The organism is Micromonospora lupini (assembly GCF_026342015.1).
GTDB lineage: Bacteria > Actinomycetota > Actinomycetes > Mycobacteriales > Micromonosporaceae > Micromonospora > Micromonospora lupini_B.
On sequence record NZ_JAPENL010000001.1, the window covers coordinates 1,906,910 to 1,932,737 of the forward strand.

The following is a 25,828-nucleotide window of genomic DNA, read 5'->3' on the forward strand; positions in this document are numbered from 1 at the left end:
CGGGACAACGTTGCGCAACCGACTGTCCAACGGGGAGACTCGGTGACCGATTTTCGCCTTCTCGGCGCACTGGACGTCACGCTCGACGGGGTTCGGGTGCCGGTACGCGCCCCGAAACAGCGCGCTCTCCTGGTGACCCTGCTGGTGCGGGCCAACGACGAGGTGCCGATGGACGAGCTCTACTGGCGCCTGTGGGGTCAGCGGCCACCGGCAGCGCCTGCGGCGGCGCTGCACGTCCACGTCGCGCGGTTGCGGGCGGCGCTCGGCGACCGTAGCGGCACGGCCGGACGAGAGGGGCGGCCTCGGGTGCGCTCGCTCGGCGGTGGATACCTGCTGCAGACTCCGCCCGAGACCGTGGATCTGTTCCGGTTCCGCAGCGCCGCCCAGGAAGCCCTGCGGGCCCGGCAGTCCGGCGATACGACGAGCGAACTGACACACGTACGGGCTGCCCTGGGAGAGTGGCGCGACGATCCGCCCGCGGGGATCACGATCGCCTCGCTCGCCGTCGTTCCCTCCCTCGCCGCCGAAGCCGGTCCGGCGCTGCTGGAGGAACGATTGCGGCTGCTCGAGCGGCGCTTCGAGCTTGAGGGATATCCGCCGAGCGAGCTCGTGCCGCGCCTGCGCGCTCTGGTCGCCCTGCACCCGACGCGCGAGCGGCCCTGGGCCCTGCTCGTGTCCGCGCTGCGTCGCGCCGGCGACCGGGAGGCGGCGGTGGCCGCGTACGACGAGGCCACCGCGACGCTCCGGACCCGGCTGGGCCTGGCACCGGGGCCGGAGCTCACGGCCGAGTACCGGCGGATCACCGGCGACCGCTGGCACGCGCGGACCGACGTGCCGACACCGGCCACCCACCGGACCCTGCGCGGCGATGGGTGGGCCGCGGTCATCGATGCCCTGACCAGCAGGCACGACGGCACCGCGCTGCCCCTGGTCTGCCTGGCCGGGCCGGCCAGCGAGGAGCGGACCGCGGATCTCGTCGCGCTGGCCGGGCGGCTGCACGAGGAGTTTCCGGACGGCCAGTGGTACGTGCGGCTGACCGGCCCCGACGGGCGGCCTCACGATCCGGGCCGGTTGCTGGCCCGGCTGCTGCGGTTGTCCGGTGCGGCGCCCGACGCCATCCCGGCGGGCGGGCGGCAACTGGTAAACGCCTATCGGGCCCGGCTCAGCGACCGGCGCGTGCTGCTCCTGCTCGACGACGCCCGGGACGCCGAGCAGGTACGCGACCTGTTACCGGGCACGTCCCGGTGTGCCGTGGTCGCCGTCGGCGACGACGTACGCCCCGAACTGGTGGCGTTGCACGGCGCCCGGTCGATCGACCCGGACGGCGGCGTCGGAACCGGGCCGTGCCGGCGCCGGCGCCAGCGGCGGATTTCCTTCCTCACCGTCGCAGGACAGCCCGCAGAACCTCCTCCAGCCGAGCACCGGGATCATCCACCAGGTCAGGCGCCCGCCACGCCACGAAGCGGTCGGGCCGCACCAGCGAGGCGCCGGTGAGTCCGACTCCGTAACGGGCCGGGAAGTCCTCGGCCGTGATGGTGTGCACCGTGAGTGGGACGCCGAGACGCTCGGCGGCGTGGATTGCGGGTGCGGCCCACGCTTCGCCGGCCGGGCCGGTCAGCAGCACGAAGCCGGCACCGAACAGCGCTGTCGTCGACGATGCGGCACCCTCCGGGGTGACAAGCGGCAGGTAGGGAGCCCGTGACCCCGGCCGGCCCGTCGCCGAGGTCGGATCCTCCACCAGCGCACCGTCCTCGCCGGGTTCGGTGAGCACCGCTCCCGAGGGGTAGCGGTACCCGAAGGCCAGCACCGTGGGCGGCAGCGGTTCGGGCACGTCGTCGTCGCGCAGTTCCGGCGCCACCCGTTCCACGAGGTTCGCGAACTGCTGCTCGACCAACAGCCGGGCGTACGGTCGACGTTCGGTCTCGAAGGTGCGCAGGAGGTCGGGGCCAGCCCAGCCCTTCAGCACGGCGGCGAGCCGCCAGCCCAGGTAGAGCCCGTCCAGGATTGCGGTGTTACCGCCCAGCCCGCCGGTCGGCGGCATCACGTGGGCGGCATCACCGGCCAGGAGTATCCGGTCCACCTGGAACCGTTCCGCGACCCCGCAGGCGATCGACGTCTCGCCGGACTCGACGATGTCCAGGGGCAGGTCCTCGCCGAGCCCGAGATCCGCGGCGATCTGCCGGACGACCCCGTCGGCGGAGCGGTGCCAGCCCTCGGGGAGCTCGGGCGCCAGGTGACGGAAGTAGCCGTACAGTCCGGGAATCTCGGTGTTGAACAGCACCGCGCGGCCGATGTGGAACGCCGCGAACCGGGTGCTGTCGGCGGCCCCCGGAGTGTGCGCGAGGGGCTCGCTGAGGTCCGCTTTGAACAGCACCCGCAGGACCTGGCCTACCACTCCCCTACCCTGCAACGGTATGCCGAGCGCCTCGCGGACCGGGCTGCGCCAGCCGTCGGTGGCCACCACGTACTGCGCCCGGATCCGGTACCGCCGGCCGGTGTCCGTCTCCTCGACGTGCGCGGTGACACCGTCGGCGTCCTGGGCGAGACCGATCAGCCTGGTGCCGAAGCGCAGCTCGGCGCCGAGTTCGTGGGCACGCTCGGCCAGTGCCCGCTCCGCACCCGACTGGCTCGCGGTGCACCACTCCTCGGGGGACACGTGCCGCATGGTCAGTTCCCTGCCGCTGACCAGCGTACGGACGACGGGTCCGGCCAGCCGGGGCGCGAGGACCATGCTGAACTCACTGCGGTCCGGGCGGCTCAGCTCATGGATCCGGTCGGCCACGCCGGCGATGCGCAACGCCTCCATGGTGTGCGGGTACTGGCCGGTCGCCTTGACCGCGGTGGAGGTGCCGGGGCGGCGCTCCACGACAAGTGGGCTGACGCCGTGCAGGCCCGCGAAGATCGCCGTGCTCAGGCCGGCCGGTCCGGCCCCGACCACGAGGAGGGGCCGATGCTCGACGGCGGTCACGGGACGAGCACCACGCGGCCGAGCTGACGGCGGTCCTCGATGAGCCGGTGGGCCTGGGCCGCCTCCTCCAGGGGAAGGACCGTGTGGACGGCGACCCGCAACCGGCCGTCACGAACCAGCTCGGTCAGCTCCCGTTGGTTGTGGGCCGCTTCGTCCGGTGCGGCGGCGAGCCAGGCGTCGAGGGCCGTGCCGACGACTGTCCGCAGGCCGAGCAGATCGGTCAGAGTGACCCGACCGGCCTCGCCCGAGGCGCCCGCGAACCCGTAGTAGACGAGCCGGCCGAACGGATTGAGCAGGGCGATGCTCGGCGACAGGACCGCGCCTTCCACGCTGTCGAGGACCAGGTCGACGCCGGCGCCGCCGGTCACCTCACGGACCCGGTCGGGCCAGTCCGGCCGGGAGTAGTCCACGACGGCGTCGGCGCCGTGGGCACGGACGAAATCCGCCTTGGCCGGCGAGCCGACCCCGCCGATCACCAGGCCCGCCCCGCGCAGCCGGGCCAGTTGGGTGACGAGGTGACCGATCGCCCCGGCGGCGGCGTGCACCAGCACCGTCTCGCCGCGGGCGAGCCGGCCGACGCTCAGGACGCTCGCGGCGACCTGGGCCGTCGAGGCGAGAGCGGTGGCGACCGGTGCCGGAACGTCGTCCGGCACCGGCGCCGCCTGGGCGTCGCCGATCAGCACCAGATCGGCGTACGCGTCGGTCACGCCCCACGCGGCCAGCCGGTCACCGACGGCGAAGCGGTGGGTGCCGGGCCCGACAGCGACGACCCGGCCGACCACGTCACCGTGCGGCGCCCTGGGCACCGGGGACGGAAAGGGTGCCGTACCGGAGCGCAGCTGGGTCTCGATGAAGTTGACCCCGACGGCCTCGACCTGGACCAGGAGCTGACCCTCGTCGGGCACCGGGTCCGGTGCCTTGTCGACGGTCAGCACCTGCGGACCACCGTGCTCGTAGTAACGGATGACACGCATGCGGGTATCCCTTCCGTTGCCGCGGCGGCGAAACACCACCGCTGCCGGTTGTAGCCGGCTGCGCTCGCGGCACGGTCGAGGAAGGCCCGAGCGTTACGCGCGTTGCTGCTCCGGGGCCCGCCACGGCCCGGGTACCAGTGCTGCGGCGAGCCCTGCGACCACGGCGAAGCCCGCCACCAGCCAGTACGTCCGGCCGTACGCCTCCGAGGGGAAGCCCGAGGTGCCACTGAGCCGCTGTTGCAACGCGACCGCGACCACCGCGATGCCCAACGACCCGCCGATCTGGTTGAGGATGAACAGGGCGCTGGTGGCCCGGGGAGCGTCGTCGGGGCCGACCGCGAGGTACATGAACGCCATCAGGCCGGGCACTGTGAAGCCGATGCCGAAGCCGCCGATGCCGAACGCGATAGCGGTCAGGGCCGTCGAGGTGTGGTCACCGACGCCGGACAGCACCAGCGCGGCGATCGTGGCGAGCAGCATCCCGATCGGAGCGGTCACGCGGGCGGTGAGCCGGGCGCCGGCCTTGCCGACGGAGATCGCCCCGGCGGCGCCGAGTATGCCCGAGGGCACCATGAGCAGGCCCGCGTGCAGCGCGCCGAATCCGCGTGACTGCTGGTAGTACAGCGGAGTCAGGAACAGCAACGTGTTGGCGACCGCCCCGACGAGCAGCATGGTGACCACCGACATCGTGAAACCACGCTGGGTGAACATCCGCACGTCGATCAGGGGCTCGGCCGCGCGGCGGGCGTGCAGCACGTACGCCAGCAGCAGTGCCGCGCCGACGGCGAAGGCGGTGACCGCCGCCGGATCGCCGAAGTCGCCGCGGTGGGCCGCGGTGGTGAGCCCGTAGATGAGCACCGCGAAGCCGGGTGAGAGCAGGGCCAGGCCGATGACGTCGAGGCGTGGCCGCGGCGCTGCGGAGTCCGGCGCGTCGGCCGGCAGCGTCCGGAGGGCGAGCAGCAGAGCGATGACACCGACCGGCAGGTTGATGAGGAACATCCAGCGCCAGCTGATGTCGTCGACGAAGAAGCCGCCGAGAATCGGACCGAGCACCGGCCCGACGGTCAGCGGGATCGAGATCAGGCCCATCGCCTTGGTGACCCTGGTCGGGCCCGCGGCGCGGGCGATCGCGGCCTGGACGACCGGGAAGATCATTCCGCCGCCGAGCCCTTGGAGCAGGCGGAACGCGATCAGGCTGCCGGCCGACCAGGCCAGTCCGGACAGCAGCGAACCGACGGTGAACAGGACGACCGCGAACACCCAGATCTGACGGACACCGAACCGGTCCACGCCCCAGCCGGAGATCGGGGTCGCGACGGCGACGGCGAGCAGGTATCCGGCGGTGACCCACTGGATGGTCGACAGCGAGGTCCCGAAGACGGTGACGAGGCGGTCCACCCCGACGTTGACGATTGTCTCGTCCAGCAGGGCCATCAGCAGTGCCAGCAGCAGGACTCCGGCCATCTTGAGGAATGCGGGATCGAGGCGGTCGCCCTCCCCGACAGCGGGCTTGTCGCCGGGAGCGCGCTGGGGCGCGCTGGTGTCGCTGGCCATGGTCGTTACCTCCGAGCGGCAGTACGGTCCGGATTGACGCGCACAGAATACATGTAGGTGCAGACATTATTCGGCACCTCACGCCCTAGTTGACCACGCTTTGGGCTCTGACCTCGTGAAAAATAAATGCGTATACATTGAGTACGCATGGACGTGTAAGGTGTACGGCGACGACTCGGAGGGCGGGCGGAATGGCGGAACGACGCGGCGGGCAGCCGGACGTGCTCGACCTCTGGCGGCAACTGACGGTCCTCACCGGCCGCCTGGGCCAGACGCTCGACAAGCGCCTCGTGCGGGAGTTCGACCTCACCCTCACCGAGCTGCTGGTGCTCGACGAGCTGACCCGCGGCAACCCGCGCGGCATGCGCATCCAGGACCTCAGCGACGCGGTGGCCCTCGACCAGTCCTCGATGAGCCGCCTGGTCAGTCGCCTCAACGCCAAGCAGCTCGCCGCCCGGGTCAGCTGCGACCACGACCGCCGCGGCGTCTACTGCCAGATCACCGACCTGGGCACCGAGCGGCACGCCGCGGCCACCCGGGTCAGCCGCGCCGAACTCGGTGCGGCACTGGACGCCGCCGCCTTCGACGACCGGCTGGCATCCGTGGTGGCGCGGCTGACCCGCCCGGTCGTCGCGCCCGCCGACACCTGAGACCCGACCGAGGGAGTCACCCCGTGCAGTTGTCGATCCTGGACCAGTCGATGATCCCGGAGGGGTCCACACCGACTCAGGCGCTTACCAACACGCTCGATCTGGCCCGGACGGCCGACGCGCTCGGCTACCACCGCTACTGGCTCGCCGAACACCACGCCACGGCGTCGTTCGCGAGCCCGGCCCCCGAGATCATGATCGCGCGGCTCACCGCGGAGACCACCGGCCTGCGGATCGGCAGCGGGGGCGTGCTGCTGCCGTACTACAGCCCGTTCAAGGTGGCCGAGACGTTCCGGGTGCTGCAGGCCCTGGCCCCGGGCCGGATCGATCTGGGCATCGGCCGGGGCGCCGGAGCCTCGTCCCGGGACGCCCGGCTGCTCAACCCCTCCCTCGGCGATCACTCCGACCAGTCCTTCGCCGAGCAGGTCAGCGCCGTCCGGGCATTCCTCGGCGGGCCAGGCGACCAGGGCGGCATCATGCCGACTGTGGACGGCGTGCCGCAGGTCTGGCTGCTGGGCGCGAGCACGTCGAGTGCCGTGCTCGCCGGGCGGCTCGGCCTGCCATACTCGTTCGCGCACTTCGGCCGTCCCGAGGTCGTCACCGAAGCGGTACGGGCGTACCGGGCCAGTTTCGACACACGCGGCGGCGGCAGCCCCCGGGTGATGGTGGGCATCGGGGTGTACTGCGCGCCGACCCGCGCCGAAGCCGAGCACGTCTTCGCCAGCCAGCGACTGTTCCGGCAACGCATGACGCAGGGCGACCTGCGTCCGGTGCCGGCGCCGGAGACCGCGCTCACGGAACTCCACTCCCGGCCCGCGGCGGCGACCGGCGGGCCGGAGGAGTGGCCGCGATACGCGGTCGGCTCCCCCACCGACGTCGCCGAGCAGCTCACCGCGATGGCCACCGCGGTGGGCGTGGACGAGTTCGTGGTGTTGTCCACCATCCACGGACACAGCGACCGCGTGCGCTCGTACGCGCTGCTGGCCGACGCTCTGGGCCTACGACCGCGTACGGCCCCGGCCCTGCAACGCGCATGACACCTGTCAACCTTCGCGATCCCCGTTCGCAACATCGACGAACAATGATGGAAGGGGTTATTCGCGAGGGAGGACCGTGTGAGCGTGCCAGCCACCCCGACGGAGGAGTACCGCGTCCTCGGGCCGCTGACGGTGGTTGTCGCCGGCCGCTCCGCGCCGGTGACCGCACCGAAGCAGCGCATCATCCTGGCAAGCCTGCTGCTGCGCGCCGGCACCTGGGTCACCGCCTCGGAACTGGCGAACGCCCTGTGGGACGACCGAGCACCGAAGGACCCTCGCAGCGCCCTTCAGGTGCACCTCACCCGCCTGCGGGCCCGGTTCGCCACCGTCCACCCCGAGAGACCGGATCTGATCGAGACCCGCCCCGGCGCGTACCGGATCGTGGTGCCGCCCGGATCGCTGGACCTGGACCGCTACCGGGACGCGATCGCGCAGGCGCGCTCCGCCCGACGCGCCGGGTCGGTCGACGTCGAGCTGGCCTGGTTGCAGCAGGCCCTGGCCGAGTGGCGCGGCGACCCGCTCGCGCTGGTGCCGTCGGCCCGCATCCAGCGGGAGGTGGTCACCGCCCTGGTCGATGATCGGCTGCGCTGGATGGAGCGCCGGTTCGAGTTGGCGTTGGCCACGGGCCGGCACGCGCAGGTCATCGACGAACTACGCGCCGCGACCCTCGCTCATCCTGAGCGAGGACGCCTGTGGGGCCACCTCATGGACGCCCTCGCCGAGACCGGCGACCGGGCTGCGGCGATCGCCGCGTACCACCAGGCACGCAGAAGGCTGCGTGACGAACTGGACGCCACACCGGACACCGAGCTGCGGCGCCGCTACCGCCGGCTGATCGCCGAAACAGGCCAGACTCGCGGCAACACGGTGATCCCGATGGCCGGCCTTGGCGGATGGCGGGCACAATGCCAACTGCCACCGGACATCGCCGACTTCGTCGGGCGGGCGGACGTCTCCCACGAACTGTTTACGACCCTGGGGTCGGGCGACACACCTGTGGTCTGCCTCACCGGGGTGCCGGGGGTCGGCAAGTCCGCGCTCGCCGTGCGGGTGGCCCACCGCCTTCGGACCCGGTTTCCCGACGGCCAGTGGTACGTGTGCGCCGGCGACGGACGAACCTGGCCCGACATCATCGCGGAGATGCTGACCACCTCCGGAGTGGAACAACCGCCGACAAGCACCACTGCCGCGGTGTCCCTGCTCCGCCGCCGGCTCGCCGGACGGCGACTGCTGGTGACGATCGACGACGCCCCGGACGGTGACCCACCACACGGGCTGCTTCCCCTTCCCGCCGGATGCGCCGTCCTGGCCGTACGGCGCGGCGATCCACCGGCACTGGACTGCGACGTCGCCCACGTGGTCACCCTCGACGTCCTCTCCCCCACGGAAGCCGCGACACTGGTGACCGACATGGTCGGCCAGGCCCGGGTCAGCCGTACGCCCGCCGCGCTGGAGGCGCTCGTCGAACGGTGTGACCGGCTGCCACTGGCACTCCGGATCGCCGGCGCCCATCTGGTCACCCATCCGGCCCGCGACATCGGCGAGTTCGCCGAACTGCTCGGCGCGGACCCGCTCGGCACGCTCAGCCTGCCCGGCAGCCGGCGGGCAGCGGTCCGGACGGCCTTCGAACTCGCCTACTCCGCACTGCCCCCGGCCGTCCGGCGGCTCTTCCGGTTCCTCGAACTCGTACCCGGGTTCGCGCACCGCGTCGAGACGGTCGCCGAGCTGACCAGGATGTCACAGTCCAGCGCAGCCGCGACCGTGGCGGACCTGGCCCGCGCCCGGCTCGCCGAACTCGGGCCCGACGGGGTCATCCGCCTGCACAGCCTGGTGGCCCGGTTCGCCGCCGAGCGCGGTCTCGACGAGGATCCCGCGGCGGATCGGCGGGCCGCGCTCGTCCGGCTGGGAACGTCGTTGCTGAACGTCGCCGACGCTGCGGTGCGGCTGTGTCATCCGGATGTGGTCCGGGTCGGCGCCGGCACCGGGCAGGCGACCTTCGGCAGCCACCGGGCGGCGCGGGCCTGGCTGCAACGGGAACGGCGCAACCTCGTTGCGGTCGCGGTGCAGGCCGCCTCCGCCGGGCTGACCCCGCTCGCCGTGGGCCTGACCGACGCGCTGCGCGGGCCCTGCGGCGCCGACCGGCACCACACCGACTGGCGGATCGCCGCCGAGGCCGCTGTCGCGGCCACCGACCCGCTCCGCGAGCCCACGTACGCCGCCATCGCCCGGCTCAACCTCGGACTGGCATTGCAGGGGCTCAACGACCTGGGGCCCGCCGAGATCCATCTGCGGGAGGCCTGCGACCAGCTGCGCCGACGGGGTCCGGCCGAGTTGGAGGTCGTCGCCGTGACCGCTCTGGCCATGCACCGCCTGCAACAGCCGACCAAACGGTTCGACGACGCCATCGGCCTGCTCCACCGTGGCCTGCGACAGTGCCGACAGCTGGGGCTGCGGCACGCCCAGGCACGCTGCCTGCTGTACCTCGGGATGGCCCACCACGCGCGCGGGGAACTGCGCCTTGCGTACCGTCAATTAAGCGCCGCGGCGCGGATCGGCGAACGGGCTGGGGACTACTCCGCCCAAGCGGAGATCCTGGCCCGGCTCGGCGGCGTCTGCGGTGAGCTCGGCGCGCACCGCGAGGCGGTTCGGCGGTTACGGGCGGCCCTGCGGCTCGGCCGGTGGGCCCGCTCGGCGCACTCGGTCGCGCTCGCCTCCTACGGGCTGGCCCGGTTACGCCGCGCCGAGGGCCGATCGGACCGCGCCCACGCACACGTGGCCCGCGCCATCGCCTTCGCCGAACCCGGCGGTTACCTCGCCGTGCTGGTCAACGCCCGCAATCTGCTCGCCGGTCTGTATCGGGACGAGGGCCTGACCGGGCGCGCGGAGGTGGAGTACCGGCGCGCACTGCGCGAGGCCGAGCGGATCGGTCATCCGGGCGCCCGGTGCGAGGCGCTGACCGGCCTCGCGCTGCTGGCCCACGGGCACGGTCGCGACCAGCAGATCCCGGTGATGGCCCGGCAGGCGGCCGTCGCCGCCCGGGCCGCCGGGTCACCTCGACTGCTGTCCCAGGTCCGGGAGTTGCTCACCACACTCCAGCCGGCTCCGAGCAGGCGCTGAGACGCTGCCCGGCGACGCGGACGGGCAGCCGAAGGGTGAACGATGGTAGCGATCCGAGCACGGCGGCTCTTCGACGGCGAGCGCGTGATCCAGGCCGAACGGCCGACCGTGCTCGTTGACGACGGTGTGATCCGAGCGGTGCTCGACGGGCCACCGCCGTCCGGGCACGAGGTGGTCGACCTGGGTTCCGCCACGCTGCTGCCGGGCCTCATCGACGCCCACGTCCATCTCGCGTTCGACGCCACGGCGGACACCGTGGCCGGCCTCGTCACCGCCGACGACGACGTCGTGCTGGACCGGATGCGCTCGGCCTCGGCCGCCACCCTCGACGCCGGCGTCACCACCGCCCGTGACCTCGGCGACCGCGGCTACCTGGGCCTGCGGGTACGCGCCGAAACCGCCGCCGACGTCCGTCTCGGTCCGCGATTGCTGCTGGCCGGGCCGCCGATCACCTCGATCGGCGGCCACTGCTGGTTTCTCGGCGGTGAGGTCGAGGGCGTCGAGGCGATCCGCGCGGCGGTCCGGGACCGGGCGGCGCGGGGCGTCGACGTGGTGAAGGTGGTCGTCACCGGCGGCCGGCTGACTGCGGGGTCCCACCCCCACGAAGTGCAGTTCGGGTCGGCCGAGCTGTCCGCAGTCGTGCAGGAGGCGAAGCGGCACGGTCTGCCGGTCACCGGGCACTGTCATGCCGCGGACGGTATCGCTGACGCGGTCGCGGCCGGATTCGACGGCGTCGAGCACTGCACGTTCGTCACCGCCGACGGCACCAACGTGGATCCGGCGCTGCTGAGCCGGATGGCTGCCGCGGGAACCCGGGTCACCCTCACCCTGGGCTCGGTCCCGCAGCCTGCGGACCACACCGGCCCGGACGGGGCCGACCCCCGCCGGAAGGCCGTGCACGACGCGCTGTGGCGGATCGCCACCTCGGGGGTACCCGTCGCCTGCGCCAGCGACGCCGGCTGCGGGCCCGGTAAACCGCACGGATCACTCGCCTACGCGGTCCAGGCGATGGCTGATCTCGGGTTCTCGCCGACGGAAGCACTGCGAGCCGTCACCTCCGGTGCCGCCCAGGTCTGCGGGATCGCCGATCAGGTCGGCCGGATAGCCCCCGGGTACCAGGGCGACCTGCTCGCGGTCCACGGCGATCCGGCCATCGACCCGGGGGCGCTGCGGCACGTCGCCGCGGTGTTTCGCGCCGGGCTCCGGGTGCGGTAGCTCTCCAACGGCGCTCCACCGGACGCCGATCGGCACCCGGGACGCTCGGGTCGTACCCCATCCGACCGGTAGGAGGACCGCCGTGCCCGAACCCGAAGTCCACATCACCCGGCACAGCATCGACGTCGACGCACCCGTCGACGCCGTGTACCCGATCATCGCGGACGTCACCAGGTGGCCGTACACGTTCGGGCCGACGGTCCACGTCGACCTCCTCGAACGTCACGCCGACGGACCGCAGCAGACCGAGCGGCTCCGGTTGTGGGCCATCGCGAACGGCCTCGTCCGGTCGTGGACCTCGCGACGCACCCTGATCCCGGCCGACGGTCGTGTCGTCTTCCGGCAGGAGGTGTCGGCGGCTCCGGTCGCGTCGATGGGCGGCGAGTGGCAACTCGAAGCGCTCGACGGCGGCCGCACCCGGGTGCTGCTCCTGCACGACTTCACTGTCGTCGACGACGAGCCCGACGCGGCCGCCTGGGTGGAGCGCGCCGTCGACGCCAACAGCACGGCGGAGCTGGGCGCGCTGGGCGCAGCGGCGCGTTCCGCCAGGAACGGCACGCTGCTCTCGTTCGAGGATTCCGTAAGCGTCCCGGCCCCGGCGGCCGACGTGTACGACTTCCTGTACCGCGCCGACCGGTGGGTCGAACGGCTGCCGCACGTCGCCCGCGTCGGACTCACCGAGGACGAGCCGAACGTCCAGACCCTGGAGATGGACACCGTCGCCCCGGACGGTGCGGTGCACACGACCAGGTCGATCCGGGTCGGGTTCCCCGCCGAGCGGATCGTCTACAAGCAGACCACGCTGCCGCCGCTGCTGGCGGCGCACACCGGTGTCTGGACGCTGCGCCCGGAGGGCGACGGGGTGACCGTCACCTCGCACCACACAGTGGTGCTGCGCCCCGAGCGCATCGAGGAGCTGCTCGGACCGGGAGCCACCCTCGCCGGAGCCCGCGAGCTGGTCCAGCACAACCTCAGTACCAACAGCGTCCGCACCCTGGAGCAGGCCCGCCTGCACCTGCAGCCGGTCAGCGACTGACCGACGGCGGACACGGCGATGCGCGGCGACCGGACGGTCCGCCGCGCATCGCCGTACGATCACACCCCGGTCAACGTACGGTTGACGTCCTCCAGGAACGCCCGGGGCGTGTCGCAGCGCTCGACCACCTCGTCCGGCAGTGCCACCGCGAACTCGCGGGACACCCGCGAGACGGTCTCCAGGATGGCCAGTGAGTCGAAGCCGAGCTCGACGAACGGGGTGTCGAGGATGTCCCCGTCGATGTCGACGGTGTCGTCGTCGCCGGCCGCCTCGCGCAGGATGCGCCGCAGGTCGTCGAGGCTGAGCAGTTCGCGAGTGGTCATGGCAGGTGGTCCCTTCGGTTGTCGGGTCGCTCGGACGTCACTGCTGCGACCGGCGGAGCACGGCGGCGGCGTTGAAACCGCCCCTGCCCCGGGCCAGCACCAGCACGCAACTCAGCGGCAGCGACCGGGGCGAGCCGGTCACCAGGTCGATCGGGCAGTCCGGTGCGGGCGCGTCCACCCCCGCGGTATGCGGGGCGACGCCATCGCGCAGGGCCAGCAGGGCGGTGGCCAGATCCAGTGCGGCAGCGCCCGCCTGCAGCCGTCCGACCATGCTCTTGGGCGCGGTGACGGGCACCGCCCGGGGCCCGAAGACCGCGGCCAGCGCGGCGGCCTCGGCCCGGTCGGCGGCCCGGTCGGCCGTGCCGTCGGCGAAGACGAGACCGACGTCGGCCGGTGCCACCTGCGCGTCACGCAGGGCGCCGGTGATCGCCCTTTGCAGGCCGGTCTCCGGGGCGCCGGCGGGGTCGAACGTCGCGGCGTACCCGGCCAGTTCGCCGTACACCTTCGCGCCCCGGGCACGCGCTGCGTCCCGGTCCTCCAGCAGCAGGTGGGCGCCGCCCTCCCCCGGCACGGCGCCGTCCGCGTCGGCGGCGAACGGCCGGTACGCCCCGTCCGGGTCGGTTCGCGTGGTGTACCCGCCCGTACTCACCAAGCCGGCGATCCCGAGCGGGCAGAGGGCGCCGTCCACCCCGCCGGTGAGTATCGCCGGGGTGCCGCGTCGGATCTGCCGGCGCGCGTGCCCCACCGCGTCGAGACCGCCCGCGTGGTCGGTGACCAGCGCCGCACCGGGTCCCCGCAGGTTGTGACGGATCGAGATCTGCCCCGAATTGACAGCGTAGAACCAGGCGAACGACTGGTAGGCGCTGACGTGGCTACCGCCCTTGCTCCAGAGGTTCTCCAACTCCCGCTGGCCGAACTCGAAGCCACCCATCGAGGAGGCCGTGGCGACGCCGACGTCGTAGCGAAGTCCATCGGCGGCCGGCACCCCCGCGTCGGTCAGGGCCTGCTCTGCGGCGTAGAGACTGAGCCTGGTCATCCGGTCGGTCTGCGGCAGCAGCCGCCCCGGCAGGTGCTCCTCCGCGGCGAAGTCGGACACCTCACCGGCCAGGCGCACCGGGTATCCGCTCGAGTCGAAGCGGCTGATCTCTCGGATGCCGGGCCGCCCCTCCAGGGTCGCCTGCCAGTACGCCTCGGCGCCCAGCCCGTTGGCCGCGGCCACTCCGAGACCGGTCACGACGGCGGCGCTCATGCCGTCCTCCGATCCGGGCGGGCCAGCACGACGGCGCTCTGGAAGCCACCGAAGCCGCTGCCGACGCTCAACACGGTGTCGATCCGCTGTTCCCGGGCGGTCAGCGGAACGTAGTCCAGGTCACACTCGGGGTCGGCGACGTGCAGGTTCGCGGTCGGCGGGACCACGCCGTACTCCATGGCCAGCGCGCAGGCGACCAGCTCCAGCGCGCCGATCGCACCGAGGGAATGCCCGATCATGGATTTGATCGAGCTCACCGGCACCCGGTAGGCATGGTCGCCGAGGCTGCGTTTGAACGCCGCCGTCTCGTGGCGGTCGTTCTGTTTGGTGCTGGATCCGTGCGCGTTGACGTAATCGACGCCGTCCGGCGCGATGCGTGCCTCGTCCAGGGCCACCCGGACCGCCTCGGCCATCTCCACGCCGTCGGGCCGGAGCCCGGTCATGTGGTAGGCGTTGCTGCGACTACCGAACCCGGCGACCTCCGCGTACACGTGTGCGCCACGGCGCCTCGCGTGTTCCAGCTCCTCCAGGACGAGCACGGCCCCGCCCTCGCCGAGGACCAGCCCGTTGCGGGTGGCGTCGAAGGGGCGCGACGCGTGGGCCGCGTCGTCGTTGCGCGGACTGGTCGCCTTGATGGCGTCGAAGCAGGCGAGCGTGATCGGTGAGATCGGCGCGTCGGTGCCGCCGGCGACGACCACGTCGGCGCTGCCCTCCCGGATCAGTTCGGCGCCGTGCCCGACGGCGTCCAGTCCGGAGGTGCAGCCGTCGGAGATCAGCGCCACCGGCCCCTGCGCGCCAACGGTGTGGGCCACTTCGGCGGCGGCCGAGCTGGGCACGAACCAGTCGTACAGGTGCGGCACCGCGTACTCCGGGTCGACCCGCCAGGACCGGCCGCCGTCGCTCAGCACGACGTACTCCCGCTCCATGCTCGTGGTGCAGCCGACCGCGCAGCCCAGCGACACGGCCAGCCGTTCACCGTCCTTGCCGGGCAGGTCGAGGCCACTGCCCGCGACGGCTTCACGGGCCGCGGCCACCGCGAACTGGGTGGCCCGATCCATCCGCCGCGCCTCCTGCGGGCTGAGCCCGGCCTCGACCGGATCGAAGTCGCACTCGGCGGCGATCCTCGACCGGTACGGCGACGGGTCGAATGCGGTGATGGGCCGGGTCGCGGTGCGGCCCGAGCTGAGCAGGTCCCAGTACTGCTTGAGGTTGGTACCACCCGGAGCGACGGCTCCGAGCCCGGTGACGACCACACGACGACTCATGGTGCGACGGTCACACCCGGGGCTCAAGTGCCGGTCGAGGCGTCCTGGAAGCGGGTGTGGCAACGGCGGCCAGGGCCGCGGCGAAGGCGCCCAGGTCGTCCTCGCGGCTCCCGGCTCGGACGGGCAGCGCGGCCAGGGCCGTGGACCCGCCTCGTCGTACCGCTGGATGACGTCGGGCGAGCGCGGTGAGCCCGTGTGGTGCGCCGGCCTCGAGGAGCACGGCCGGCTCGGTGGCGCAGACCGCGTCGAGCGCGGCGGCGAACCAGACCGGCGCGACCGGCTGTCGGGCCCAGTACTGCGGGTCGGTAGCCACCGCCGAGGTCATCCGGGCGCCCGTGTAACAGGAGTACAGGGGCAGTCGCGGAGGCCGCAACGGCAACGTGCGCAGCAGCGGTTCGGCGCGGGCGGCCTCCGCGGCGATGGCAGGACTGTGGAACGCCACAGTGGAACGGGCCGACTGGCAGGTGACGCCGGCTTCCCGCAAGAGCTGCGCGGCTCGTGTGAGGGGCTCGTCGGGGCCGGCGAGCAGCACCTGCCGTGGACCGTTGACCGCGGCGAGCACCACTGCTCCATCGAGGTAGGGCTGCACCTGCTCGGGGGTCGCGGCCACCGCGAGCATGCCACCGCGCGGCGCCTCGGCGAGATGGGTGATCCGGTCCCGGAGTACGCGGACGGCGTCCGGCAGGCTCAGCACACCGGCGAGGGTCGCCGCCACGACCTCGCCGACGCTGTGCCCGAGCAGAGCCGTCGGCACCACGCCACGGTCGAGAACGCTCCGGCCGAGCCCCCAGCCGACCGCGAACAGCAACGGCTGGGAGCGGCGGAGGTCGTCGGGCGGTACGACCGGATCGGCGGCGAGCCAGTCCGCCCGGATAGCGGCGCCCTCGGGCCCCCACAGGGCGAACACCTCGTCCACGTGGCGGCGGAAATCGCTGTCGCCGCGGTACAGGCCGGTGGCCATGCCAGGTCGCTGCGCGCCCTGACCGGGAAACAGGAGCGCCACCCGTACGGCTCTTCTCTGCTCAGACATGTTCGGCAACGTCGCACCGGCCGCTTGAGGCCGGCTCCAGGCGTACGCCGCTCGACGGTTTCTCGACCCCGCGCCGAGCGCGACACGCGACGGTGGCGACACCACGACGCGACCTCGCGGCCAACCCGCGGGAGCGCCCGTTTCGAAGCCTGCCCCGCCCCGGGCGGGCGACCGCCGCCGGTCCGATGTCACGAGCATCGGGCCGGCGGCTCCACGGCACGTGAGCATGAGGGCGGCGAGCAGATGCGCATCGGTGGAATCCACGTGGCCGGTGTGGCCGCGCACATCCCGGGCCGGGTACTGACGGCCGACGCGGTAAGCGCCGGCAGTTGCGCGGGGCGACTGGCCGCGCAGACCGGGGTGGACTCGGTCGCCGTGTCGGCCGACGAGTCCGCTCCGGACATGGCGGTCCGGGCCGCCGAGCTGGCGTTGAAGCGCTCCGGGCACACCGCGCACGAGGTGGCGTTGCTGCTGCACGCCTGCGTCTACCACCAGGGGCACGACATCTGGGCGCCGGCGTCGTACGTGCAGCGGATGGCCGTCGGTAACCGCTGTCCGGCTCTGGAGGTGCGGCAACTGTCGAACGGCGGCCTCGGCGCGCTCGACCTGGCGGTGGCGTATCTGAGCGCGGCGCCGGACCGGACCGCGGCGCTGCTCACCACCGGAGACCGGTTCACCGCACCCGGTTTCGACCGCTGGAACAGTGACCCCGGCACGGTCTACGGCGACGCGGGCACCGCCCTGCTGCTGTCCCGGGACGGCGGCTTCGCCCGGCTGTTGAGCCTGGCCACTGTCTCCGAGCCGGAGTTGGAGGGGCTGCACCGCGGCGACGATCCGTTCGGCGCCGTGCCGCTGGCCCAGCGACAGCCGGTGGACCTGGACGTGGTCAAGAAGGCGTTCGTCGCGCGGACCGGGGTGTCGTACAGCATCAGTCGTGTGGTGGCCGGGCAGGCGGAGGCGCTGAGCCGGGCCCTCGCGCAGGCGGGGTTGGAGTTCGCGGACGTGGACCGGTTCGTGTTGCCGCACTTCGGGTTGCGCAGGTTGACCTCGTCGTACCTGCGGCCGTGGGGACTGCGGCCGGAGAAGACCACCTGGTCCTGGGCCCGGACCGTGGGCCACCTCGGTGCGGGTGACCAGTTCAGCGGTCTGGCGCACCTGGTGGAGTCCCGGCAGGTCCACCCCGGCGAACATGTGCTGCTCGCCGGGGTGGGGGCAGGGTACTCGTGGACCTGCGCGGTGTTGCGGATCGACGAGGTCCCGGACTGGGCGGTGTGAGGTTCGTCAGGCCGCCGACGGGTTGACCGCCGAGTGCTGGATCCCGGCCTCCTCCAGGTGCCACTTGGCCAGGATCTTCTGGTAGGTGCCCTCGGCGACGAGTGCATCGATCGCGGCGCGCAACGGTTCCGCCAGGCCGGCGCCCCTGTTCGTGGCGAGTCCGACGTCGCGGCGGTCGAGTTGGCCGGCGAGGCGCAGGCCCGGCTGTTGGGCGGCGGCGTACCGCAGCACGCTCGCGGAGCTGACCAGCACGTCGACGTGCCCCTCGCGCAGTGCCAGGAAGTGCGCGGCCGCGTCGCTGTAGGTGCTGACCCGGTAGGGCTGCTTACCGGCCTGGGCGCACTTGTCCTGCTGCCGGCGTAGGTCGTTCTCGAAGGTGCTGCCCACACCGGTGCCGATCGAGGATCCACAGAGCTGCGCCAGATCCTTGACCTCGGTGAGGGAGCTGTCGTCGCGGACCAGGATGCCCGTCCCGTCGGTCAGGTACGTGGTGAAGTCGAGGACCTTCTTGCGCTCCTCGGTGACGGAGAAGTTGGCCGTGCCGACGGCGAAGCGGCCGGCGGTGAGCCCGGTCAGCAGCGATGCGCCACTGACCTGGTCACGCTTGACGGTCAGGCCGAGTTTCCTGGCTACCGCGTCGGCGACGTCGATGTCGATGCCGCGCGGTGGCCCGCCGTCCTGCGGGTGGAAGGCGATCGGCGGGGTTCCGACGGCCGAGCCCACGGTAAGCACCCCGGACTGGCGGATCTCCGCCGGAAGCAGCTCCTTCAGAGCCGGGTCGGCCTGGACGGCGGAGACGACGTCCTCGGCGCCGAGGTTCTTCGGTGCTTCCTGGATGCTGCTGGCCGGTGCCGCGTGCAGGCATCCCGACAGCAGAAGCAGCCCGACGGCGCCGACGGCCGCCCGGCGAATACGGCTATGGGGCACGGTGTCTCCTTCAACGTTGCTGGATGGTGGCGAAGAATCGGGCGGTCCGCTCCTCCCGCGGACTGCCGAGCATCGTGGCGGGCGGTCCCTGTTCGACGATCCGGCCGCGGTCGATGAAGACGATCTCGTCGGCGACCTCGGCGGCGAAGCGCAGCTCGTGGGTGACGATGAGCATCGTCATGCCGCCGGCGGCGAGGTCGCGTACGACCGACAGCACCTCGCCGACCAGTTCCGGGTCGAGCGCGCTTGTCGGCTCGTCGAAGAGCATCACCTTCGGACGCAGAGCGAGTGCCCTGGCGATCGCGACGCGTTGTTGTTCGCCGCCGGACAACTCGCGGGGATACGACCGCTCCTTGTGGGCCAGACCGACTCGTTGCAGGAGTTCCCGGGCCCGGGCCCGGGCATCGGCGCGGCTCGCCCCCTGCACCGCGACCGGAGCTTCGACGATGTTCTCCAGGACCGTCAGATGCGGAAAGAGGTTCAGCGCCTGGAACACCATCCCCACGGCTGTCCGGTGCCGGGCGAGCAGACGCGGTGGGGCCTCGATCACCCGGTTGCCGCGCCGGATCAGCCCGACCGGCTGCCCGTCGATCAGGACGGCGCCGGAGTCGGGCCGTTCGAGGCGGTTGACGCAGCGCAGCAGGGTGCTCTTGCCCGAGCCGGACGGTCCGACCACACAGGTGACAGTGCCGGCCGGAACGGTCAGGTCCACGCGGTCGAGAACGGCCACGTCGCCGAACGCCTTGCTGATCTGGATGAGCCGAACCATGGTGCGCGGTTCACCGGTCGCCACTGCCAGTTCCTCGGCGGCGGTGCTCACCGGTCCTCCCCGGCGAGGAGCGACAGGCGTGGTCCCGCCGGGCCGGCCCGACCGCTGCCCCGCCCGAAGAACCGCTCCAGGAGGTACTGGACCACGCTGAGCAGGGTGGTGAAGAACAGGTACCAGAGGGTCGCCACGAGCAGCAGCGGAATCACGAGGTAGTTACGGTTGTAGATGAGCTGGACGGAGAAGAGCAGGTCCTGTCCGGCGATGACGCTGACCACCGAGGTTCCCTTCAGCAGCGCCGCGGCCTGGTTGGCGGCCGGCGGAACGATGGCCCGCATCGCCTGCGGCAGCACGATGCGCCACAGGGTGCGCGGACGGGAGAGGCCGAGGGCCTGAGCCGCTTCGGTCTGCGACCTCTCGACCGACAGCAGCCCGGCCCGGACGATCTCGGCGGCGTGTGCGGCCTCGTGCAGGGTCAGGCCGATGACCGCCGCCGCGAACCCGTTGATCAGGCCGCGGGTGGGCAGGTCCAGGATCGTCGGGCCGAAGGGCACCCCCACCGTCAGCCGTGGGTAGACAAGCGAGATGTTGTACCAGAACAGCAGCTGGACCAGGATCGGGACGGACCGGAACAGCCACGTGTAACCCCAGCTGATCGCCTGCAGCAGGCGGCTCCCGGACAGCCGCATGACAGCCAGCACCGTTCCGAGGGCGAACCCCCCGATCAGGGCGATGGCGGTCAACAACAGGGTGACCCGCAGGCCGTCAAGGACGACGTCGGCGGTGAGGTACTGCCCCACCACATCCCACTCGAAGGCCGGGTTGCCCGCCATGCTCACCAGCGCGAGCAGGAGCAGCACCAACCCGGCCACGCCCGCGACCCAGCGCAGGGGACGTCGCGCGGGCCGGGCGTCGGCGTAACTGTCGGCCAGGACGGCCGTCGGGGTGGACACGGCGCGTTTCCGTCAGAACCTGGGCAGCACGTGCTCGGCGAACAGGCGCAGCGATCTGGCGGCCCGCTCGTACGGGACGTTGCCGGAGACCACCTGCAGGCTCAGGGTCACCTCACCGAACCAGTCGCGGATGGTCTCCACCGCGGCGACGACCTGCTCGGGCGAGCCGACCAGAGCCTTGCGGTCAGCCACCTGCCTGTCGAAGTTGCCCTTGCCGACCCGCTCGACGATCTTCTCGTAGCCGGGATAGTCGCTGCTTCGGGTGTGCGCCCAGGACGAGACGGCAGCGGCGAGCGCTCCGTGCGACTGATCGGCGTACTGGCGGCCGAGCCGCTGTGCCTCGTCGGCGTCGTCGGCCAGGAACGCGTTGTAGCTCATGTGCACGTCCTCGTCGGTCGGCGTGAAGCCACCGGCCGCGGCGGCCTTGCGGTACAGCGCGAGGACGTCCTGCACCTGCTCCCGGGAGTTGATCGAGGGAACGAGCATGACGCCGTACCCGTTGCGGCCGGCTGCCTCGGCCGACTCCGCCGACTTGGCCGTGGCCACCAGGATCCGCGGATGCGGCTGCTGGACCGGCCGCGGCAACAGGGTGACCGGACCGAACCGGTAGAACCGGCCGTCCCACACCGCCTGCTCGGTGGACCAGAGCAGCTTGCACGCGTCCACACCCTCGTCGAAACGGGCCCGACTCTCATCCAGCGGTACGCCGAAGGCCTGGAACTCGTCCGGCAGGAACGCCCGACCGAACCCGACGTCGAGCCGGCCACCGGAGATGCCGTCGAGCATCGCCAGCTTCCCGGCGAGTTTCACCGGATGGGTGAACGCGGGCAGCACCGCACCGGTGACCAGACGAATCCGCCTGGTCCTGGCTGCCGCGGCCGCCAGGAACGTGACCGGGTCGGGGCTGTACCCACCGTACGGGGAGAAGTAGTGCTCGACCGTCTTGACGTGGTGGAAGCCCAGTTCGTCGGCCAGTTCCGCCAGGCGCAGGCTCTCCTCGAAGTACTGGGCGGCGGGCTTGTCCTGCGGACCGACGGTCGGGAAGAGGTTGATGCCGAACTTCATTCCAGCTCCCTCGGATTCGGGCGGACCGCTGCTGGCCCCGTACGGTGCCGACCATTGCGGGGTTCCCTAGAGGCCTGCTACACCCGTACTGGAGAGATCGAGACCGCTCTCGGCGAGCCGGCGGCGCAACAGCGCTGTCGCGTTGCGGTGCAGCGGAAAGTCCGATCCCGGTGGCAGGACGCCGGTCTCCTCGAGCAGCCGCACGACCCGGGCGGTGATGACACAGAACCGGAAGGCGGCGTGGACCTCGTAGTAGGCGAGATGGGCCAGCGGCCGGCCGAGGAGCCGGGCGTAGAACTCCTCGGTCTCGGCGCGGGCCGGCAGGCCGGGCAGCCGGGGAGCGCCGATGCCGTCGCTGAGGAACCGGTCCATGTGCAGGAACCAGGCCAGGTCGCTCTCCGGGCGACCGACGTCGGTCATCTCCCAGTCCAGCAGGGCGGCCGGGCGGTCACCGGCGAACACGATGTTGCCGAGCCGGGCGTCTCCCCACAGCGGGCTGGGTGTCTGCGGCGCCGGTGGCTGGTGGGCCTGCAGCCAGGCCAGCGCGGTCCGGGCGGCGTCGTTGCCCGCGGCGCCGAAGTACTCCAGCTGCCCGGCGTAGAACGCCAGGTCGCCGGAGGGCGCGGGGGTCGCCCCCAGGTCCGCCGGGTCGAGCCGGTGCAACCGCCCCATCGCGGACAGGGCGGCGAACCACGCCGCCCGCTGCCGCTGCGGCGAGGCCGAGGCCAGCCAGCCCTCCCGGTGGTACGACGGCAGGTCCGCCGGGACCTCACCGGTGATCCGGCTCATCACCACGAACGGCGCCCCGAGTACGCCCGGATCGGGCTCGAACCCGAGCACCGGCGCGACCGGGACGTCGGTCCGGGCCAGCGCCATCTGCACGCCGACCTGTTCCGGCCAGCGCAGATCGGGGAAGATCCGGTGCCCGACCGGCGCAACCCGGACGGCGAGCGGCGCGACTCGTTGGCGTCCGTCCTCCACCCACCTGGCGTCGCAGAGCAGGATCTCGGCGGAGAATCCGGCGGTCCTCGGGACGGTCAACGGACCTACGGCGACGTCGCTGACGCCACGCTTGTCGCGGAGCCAGCCGGCCAACCGGGCCCGGGTCAGGTCGGGGTCGCGCTGGACGGGTACGGGCACGGGGAGCCTCCGATCAGGACACGCCGGACGACGGCGCGGGCACGAGAGTGGGGCGGCGGAACGTGGGGACCGGCGGCTCCGTGGTCGGGTCGGCGGGCGACTCGAGCCAGGCCGCACCGGATCGCACGGCACGGTGCAACCGCTGCACCGCCGCCGAGGGCTCGACCCCGAGTTCACGCCCCAGCGCGGCGCAGAGCCGCTGGTAGACCAGGACGGCGTCAGCCTGCCGCCCACTGCGGTAGAGCGCGGTCATCAGGCTGGCGTGAATCGGCTCGCGCAGCGGATGCCGACCGGCGAGAGTCGTCGCCGCGGCCACCACCTGCCGGTGCCGGCCACAACGCAGCTCCGCTTCCAGGTACCTGTCGATCAGCAGCAGCCGCCACTGGTCGAGGTGCCCGATGATCTCCTCGGCCACCGGACCGACCCGTACGTCGGCGAGGACCGGGCCCCGCCACAGCGTCAGCGCCTGCTGCCAGTCGTGTGCGGCGTGCGCCGGTCTCCCGGCCGCGGCGTGCTGGTCGCCTCGGCGAGCCCACTCGCGGACCACACCCAGATCGGTCTGCTCCGGGTCGATCCGCAGCAGATAGCCGCGCTCACCGGTGAGCAGCCGCGCCGGCGCCTCCGCCTGGGCCAGCACCCGGCGCAGATGCATGACGTACGTCTGCAGCGTGGTGGCGGCGCTGCGTGGCGGGTGGTCGTCCCACAACTCCCGCACGCAGGTCGTCACCGGCACTGTCGCGCCCGCCCGTAACGCGAGCAGACCGAGTAGCTGCCGCTGCTTGGGCGCGGTCGGGCCCGCATCACCGCCGGCCGGGCCGATTCGCAGTCCACCGAGCACGTCGAGGTACATCAGCACACCTTCCGATCGAGACGCCGCCTCCAGCCGGAGCCGAGCGCGTTCGGGCCCACTGGGGTCCGGACCCACGTCGCAGCACCGGAGGAGACATGACCACCACACCGTTCGGCCGGCTCCTGCCGTTGGCCCCCGCGGTGTTCGCCTACATCCAGCCGCCGGGCGGCTGGTGCGTCGGCAACGCCGGCATCATCGTCGGCACCGAGCGGGTCGTGGTGGTGGACACCGCCGCGACCCGGGCCCGAGCGCAGGCGCTGCTGGCGTGCGTGCACCGGCTGGCGCCGGGCCGCCCGCACATCGTGGTGAACACCCATCACCACGGCGACCACGTCTTCGGCAACTGCGTCTTTCCCCGCGAGGCCGAGATCGTGGCTCACGAGACCGCCCGTTCCGAGATGGCCCGGACGGGGCTGGCGATGCGCGACCTGTGGCCGCAGGCCGACTTCTCCGGCATCGACCTGAGGCTGCCGACCCGTACGCTGCGGGACCGGCTGACTCTGGATCCCGGCGGCACACGTGTCGAGCTGATGCACGTCGGGCCGGCCCACACGACAAACGACGTGGTGGTGTGGCTGCCGCAGCCGCGCGTGCTGTTCGCCGGTGACGTGGCATTCTCCGGGCGTACGCCGTTCGTACTCATGGGTTCGGTCGCCGGATCGCTGCGCGCGCTGGCTTCGCTGCGCGCCCTGCGCCCCCAGGTGGTGGTGTCCGGGCACGGCGAGGTCGCGGGGCCGGAGGTGCTCGACGCCACCGAGGCGTACCTGCGGTGGCTGCGCCGCGAGGCGGCCCACGGCGTCGGTGCGGGGATCCCCCCGCTGGAGGCCGCCCGTCGGGCGGCCGACAACCCCTTCCGCGGCCTGCCGGAACCGGAACGGTTGGTGGCCAACCTGCATCGGGCGTACGCCGAGGAACGCGGTGAGCCGGCGGGCGTGTATCTGCCGTCCCGGCCGGTCACCGACGAGATGGTCCAGCTCCACGGCGGCCCGCTCAGCACATCGGTTTGACGGCACGCGGGAAGCGTCCCGGCCGGCGCTCAAGGCCGGCTCCAGTACGGCCGGACCCGTGGTCCGGACGCGGACAACGAAGGAGTTCTCATGGTCCTCAAAGGCAAGGTCGCGGTCGTGACCGGCGGCACCGCCGGTCTGGGGCAGGTCGTCGCCCGAGTGCTCGCCGACGCCGGCGCCACAGTGGTGTCGGCGGCACGTGGCGCGTCGGACGCCGTCGGCCAGTTCCCGGTCGACGTCACCGACCGGACCTCGGTCGATGCGCTCTTCTCCGCCGTGCAGGAGCGTCACGGCGGACTGGACATCCTGGTCGCGAACGCCGGCATCAACCACCCGGGGCCCCTCGCGACGCTGCCCCCGGAGCAGTGGGACGAGGTGCTGGCCACCAATCTGACCGGCGTGCTGAACTGCGTACGGGCCGCCGTCCCGCTGCTGCGGGCCGCCGGCGACGGGCGGATCGTCACGGTGTCCTCGCTGCTGGGGCGTCGGCCGATCGCCGGTGGCGGGGCCTACGGCGTCTCCAAGGCCGCCCTGGAGACCCTGACCCGTGTGCTCGCCGCGGAGCTGGCCGTCGATGGCATCACCGTCAACGCTGTCGCGCCCGGGGTGGTCGACGAGGGCATGGGACGAGCGATCCTCGGCAACGACCGGCTGTGGAACCGGCTACGCGGCTCGCTCGCCACCGAGCGACCCGGAACCGGCGCCGAGGTCGCCCGGGCGATCCTCTTCCTGGCCTCACCGGACAGTTCCTACGTCAACGGTCATGTCCTGAACGTCGACGGCGGGCTGAACTTCTAGGGCCTGCCGCAAAGTCGTCGGTCGAACCGAGGCGGCGATCCGGCAAGGCGCGGTTTCGTCCGGATACCGGTGTTGTATCTGGACGAAACCGCAACGCCGCCGGTCGTCGTCCGGGCCGGCAGCAGGGCCGGCCCGGGGCTGTGGCACAAGCCCTAGGTTCCGTCGTGCACGATGTGCCGGCGGCGGACGAACCACTCGCCGTCCTGTCGTTGCAGCAGGTCCTCGGCGGTGGTGCTCAGGTAGACCCGGGCCGCACCACCACCGGGCGGCGTCTCGAAGACGGTCGCGTAGTAGCGGGTCCGCACCGCGTCGTCACCATCCGGCTCGGCGATCACGTTGCCGTACCAGTGCCGTCGGGTGAGCCCCGACTCGGCCAGGCGGTCGATGCCGCGCCGCATCGACGCGGCGATCGCGGTACGGCCCCGACGCGGCTCGGGTTTGACGTTCTGCCCGAACTCGCCGTCCTCGGTGAACTGCTGGGACCACTGTTCGGCCCGGCCCTCGTCCAACAGCTGGAAATGGCGGGCGTAGAACTGCAGGATTTCGGCGTACGTTCCCGCGTCGACGGTGTGCGCGGTGCTGCCGGTCGGCTGAGTCGTCGTCATGGCGCTCTCCTTCGATCGGTGGAT

Annotated in this window: 23 protein-coding genes; 9 read left to right on the plus strand and 14 right to left on the minus strand. The window is 72.4% G+C overall.

Annotated features, from left to right (window positions below):
- The first annotated feature begins 42 nt into the window (after positions 1-42).
- Positions 43-1,494 carry an AfsR/SARP family transcriptional regulator gene (locus tag OOJ91_RS08370; RefSeq protein WP_266244063.1) on the plus strand — a complete coding sequence of 484 codons (1,452 nt, stop codon included), beginning with the start codon at positions 43-45 and terminating at the stop codon, positions 1,492-1,494.
- On the opposite strand, the gene OOJ91_RS08375 is transcribed toward OOJ91_RS08370, so the two are convergent.
- From OOJ91_RS08375 to OOJ91_RS08385, 3 genes are all read right to left on the minus strand, one after another.
- Entirely contained in the window at positions 1,379-2,968 is a 1,590-nt protein-coding gene (locus OOJ91_RS08375; RefSeq protein WP_266244064.1) for an FAD-dependent oxidoreductase, read from the minus strand. The genes OOJ91_RS08370 and OOJ91_RS08375 overlap by 116 nt on opposite strands.
- Positions 2,965-3,942, minus strand: coding sequence for a quinone oxidoreductase family protein (locus OOJ91_RS08380; protein ID WP_266244065.1), 978 nt, complete (start codon positions 3,940-3,942; stop codon positions 2,965-2,967). The genes OOJ91_RS08375 and OOJ91_RS08380 overlap by 4 nt, the downstream gene beginning before the upstream one ends.
- A gap of 93 nt (positions 3,943-4,035) precedes the next feature.
- Positions 4,036-5,496 (minus strand): DHA2 family efflux MFS transporter permease subunit, encoded by a 1,461-nt coding sequence (locus OOJ91_RS08385; RefSeq protein ID WP_266244066.1) that lies wholly within the window; start codon positions 5,494-5,496, stop codon positions 4,036-4,038.
- Between the two features lie 191 nt (positions 5,497-5,687).
- On the opposite strand from OOJ91_RS08385, the gene OOJ91_RS08390 reads away from it, so the two are divergent.
- The 5 genes from OOJ91_RS08390 to OOJ91_RS08410 all read left to right on the plus strand — a co-directional run bounded on the left by OOJ91_RS08390 (position 5,688) and on the right by OOJ91_RS08410 (position 12,551).
- Complete coding sequence (locus OOJ91_RS08390; protein ID WP_266244067.1) at positions 5,688-6,146, plus strand: MarR family winged helix-turn-helix transcriptional regulator; 459 nt, start codon at positions 5,688-5,690, stop codon at positions 6,144-6,146.
- Between the two features lie 23 nt (positions 6,147-6,169).
- Positions 6,170-7,183 (plus strand): LLM class flavin-dependent oxidoreductase, encoded by a 1,014-nt coding sequence (locus tag OOJ91_RS08395; protein WP_266244068.1) that lies wholly within the window; start codon positions 6,170-6,172, stop codon positions 7,181-7,183.
- Positions 7,184-7,261: 78 nt separating this feature from the next.
- Complete coding sequence (locus OOJ91_RS08400) at positions 7,262-10,300, plus strand: AfsR/SARP family transcriptional regulator (RefSeq protein WP_266244069.1); 3,039 nt, start codon at positions 7,262-7,264, stop codon at positions 10,298-10,300.
- Positions 10,301-10,342: 42 nt separating this feature from the next.
- Positions 10,343-11,515 carry an amidohydrolase family protein gene (locus tag OOJ91_RS08405; protein ID WP_266244070.1) on the plus strand — a complete coding sequence of 391 codons (1,173 nt, stop codon included), beginning with the start codon at positions 10,343-10,345 and terminating at the stop codon, positions 11,513-11,515.
- Positions 11,516-11,597: 82 nt separating this feature from the next.
- Positions 11,598-12,551, plus strand: a complete 954-nt coding sequence (locus OOJ91_RS08410) for an aromatase/cyclase (protein ID WP_266244071.1) — start codon at positions 11,598-11,600, stop codon at positions 12,549-12,551.
- Between the two features lie 59 nt (positions 12,552-12,610).
- Here OOJ91_RS08410 and OOJ91_RS08415 read toward each other — a convergent pair whose 3' ends face one another.
- From OOJ91_RS08415 to OOJ91_RS08430, 4 genes are read right to left on the minus strand one after another with little or no spacing between them, the layout of a single operon-like run.
- Positions 12,611-12,874: an acyl carrier protein gene (locus OOJ91_RS08415; RefSeq protein WP_266244072.1), complete on the minus strand. Its 264-nt coding sequence runs from the start codon at positions 12,872-12,874 to the stop codon at positions 12,611-12,613.
- A 37-nt stretch (positions 12,875-12,911) separates the two neighbouring features.
- Positions 12,912-14,123 carry a beta-ketoacyl synthase N-terminal-like domain-containing protein gene (locus tag OOJ91_RS08420; protein ID WP_266244073.1) on the minus strand — a complete coding sequence of 404 codons (1,212 nt, stop codon included), beginning with the start codon at positions 14,121-14,123 and terminating at the stop codon, positions 12,912-12,914.
- Entirely contained in the window at positions 14,120-15,388 is a 1,269-nt protein-coding gene (locus OOJ91_RS08425) for a beta-ketoacyl-[acyl-carrier-protein] synthase family protein (RefSeq protein WP_266244074.1), read from the minus strand. Before OOJ91_RS08425 ends, OOJ91_RS08420 begins: the two co-directional genes overlap by 4 nt.
- Before the next feature lie 10 nt (positions 15,389-15,398).
- Positions 15,399-16,418, minus strand: a complete 1,020-nt coding sequence (locus tag OOJ91_RS08430; RefSeq protein ID WP_266244075.1) for an acyltransferase domain-containing protein — start codon at positions 16,416-16,418, stop codon at positions 15,399-15,401.
- 243 nt (positions 16,419-16,661) lie between these two features.
- On the opposite strand from OOJ91_RS08430, the gene OOJ91_RS08435 reads away from it, so the two are divergent.
- Positions 16,662-17,693: a ketoacyl-ACP synthase III family protein gene (locus tag OOJ91_RS08435; RefSeq protein ID WP_266244076.1), complete on the plus strand. Its 1,032-nt coding sequence runs from the start codon at positions 16,662-16,664 to the stop codon at positions 17,691-17,693.
- Positions 17,694-17,699: 6 nt separating this feature from the next.
- Here the strand turns inward: OOJ91_RS08435 and OOJ91_RS08440 are convergent, their stop codons facing one another.
- The 6 genes from OOJ91_RS08440 to OOJ91_RS08465 form a co-directional block, all read right to left on the minus strand.
- On the minus strand, positions 17,700-18,620 hold the full coding sequence (locus tag OOJ91_RS08440; protein WP_266244077.1) for an ABC transporter substrate-binding protein: 921 nt from the start codon (positions 18,618-18,620) through the stop codon (positions 17,700-17,702).
- 10 nt (positions 18,621-18,630) lie between these two features.
- Positions 18,631-19,440, minus strand: a complete 810-nt coding sequence (locus OOJ91_RS08445) for an amino acid ABC transporter ATP-binding protein (RefSeq protein WP_425561481.1) — start codon at positions 19,438-19,440, stop codon at positions 18,631-18,633.
- Positions 19,437-20,339, minus strand: coding sequence for an amino acid ABC transporter permease (locus OOJ91_RS08450; RefSeq protein WP_266244078.1), 903 nt, complete (start codon positions 20,337-20,339; stop codon positions 19,437-19,439). The genes OOJ91_RS08445 and OOJ91_RS08450 overlap by 4 nt, the downstream gene beginning before the upstream one ends.
- A gap of 12 nt (positions 20,340-20,351) precedes the next feature.
- The gene (locus OOJ91_RS08455; protein ID WP_266244079.1) at positions 20,352-21,404 is read right to left on the minus strand and encodes an LLM class flavin-dependent oxidoreductase; all 1,053 of its coding nucleotides are present in this window, start codon (positions 21,402-21,404) and stop codon (positions 20,352-20,354) included.
- A 66-nt stretch (positions 21,405-21,470) separates the two neighbouring features.
- Positions 21,471-22,544, minus strand: coding sequence for a phosphotransferase family protein (locus OOJ91_RS08460; protein WP_266244080.1), 1,074 nt, complete (start codon positions 22,542-22,544; stop codon positions 21,471-21,473).
- 13 nt (positions 22,545-22,557) lie between these two features.
- A complete protein-coding gene (locus tag OOJ91_RS08465) occupies positions 22,558-23,394 on the minus strand; it encodes an AfsR/SARP family transcriptional regulator (protein ID WP_266244081.1) in 837 nt (278 codons plus the stop codon).
- Between the two features lie 95 nt (positions 23,395-23,489).
- Here OOJ91_RS08465 and OOJ91_RS08470 point away from each other — a divergent pair, with 95 nt between their 5' ends.
- Complete coding sequence (locus OOJ91_RS08470; RefSeq protein ID WP_266244082.1) at positions 23,490-24,401, plus strand: MBL fold metallo-hydrolase; 912 nt, start codon at positions 23,490-23,492, stop codon at positions 24,399-24,401.
- 90 nt (positions 24,402-24,491) lie between these two features.
- Entirely contained in the window at positions 24,492-25,199 is a 708-nt protein-coding gene (locus OOJ91_RS08475) for an SDR family NAD(P)-dependent oxidoreductase (RefSeq protein ID WP_266244083.1), read from the plus strand.
- A gap of 152 nt (positions 25,200-25,351) precedes the next feature.
- Here OOJ91_RS08475 and OOJ91_RS08480 read toward each other — a convergent pair whose 3' ends face one another.
- A complete protein-coding gene (locus tag OOJ91_RS08480) occupies positions 25,352-25,804 on the minus strand; it encodes a nuclear transport factor 2 family protein (protein ID WP_266244084.1) in 453 nt (150 codons plus the stop codon).
- Positions 25,805-25,828 lie beyond the last annotated feature (24 nt).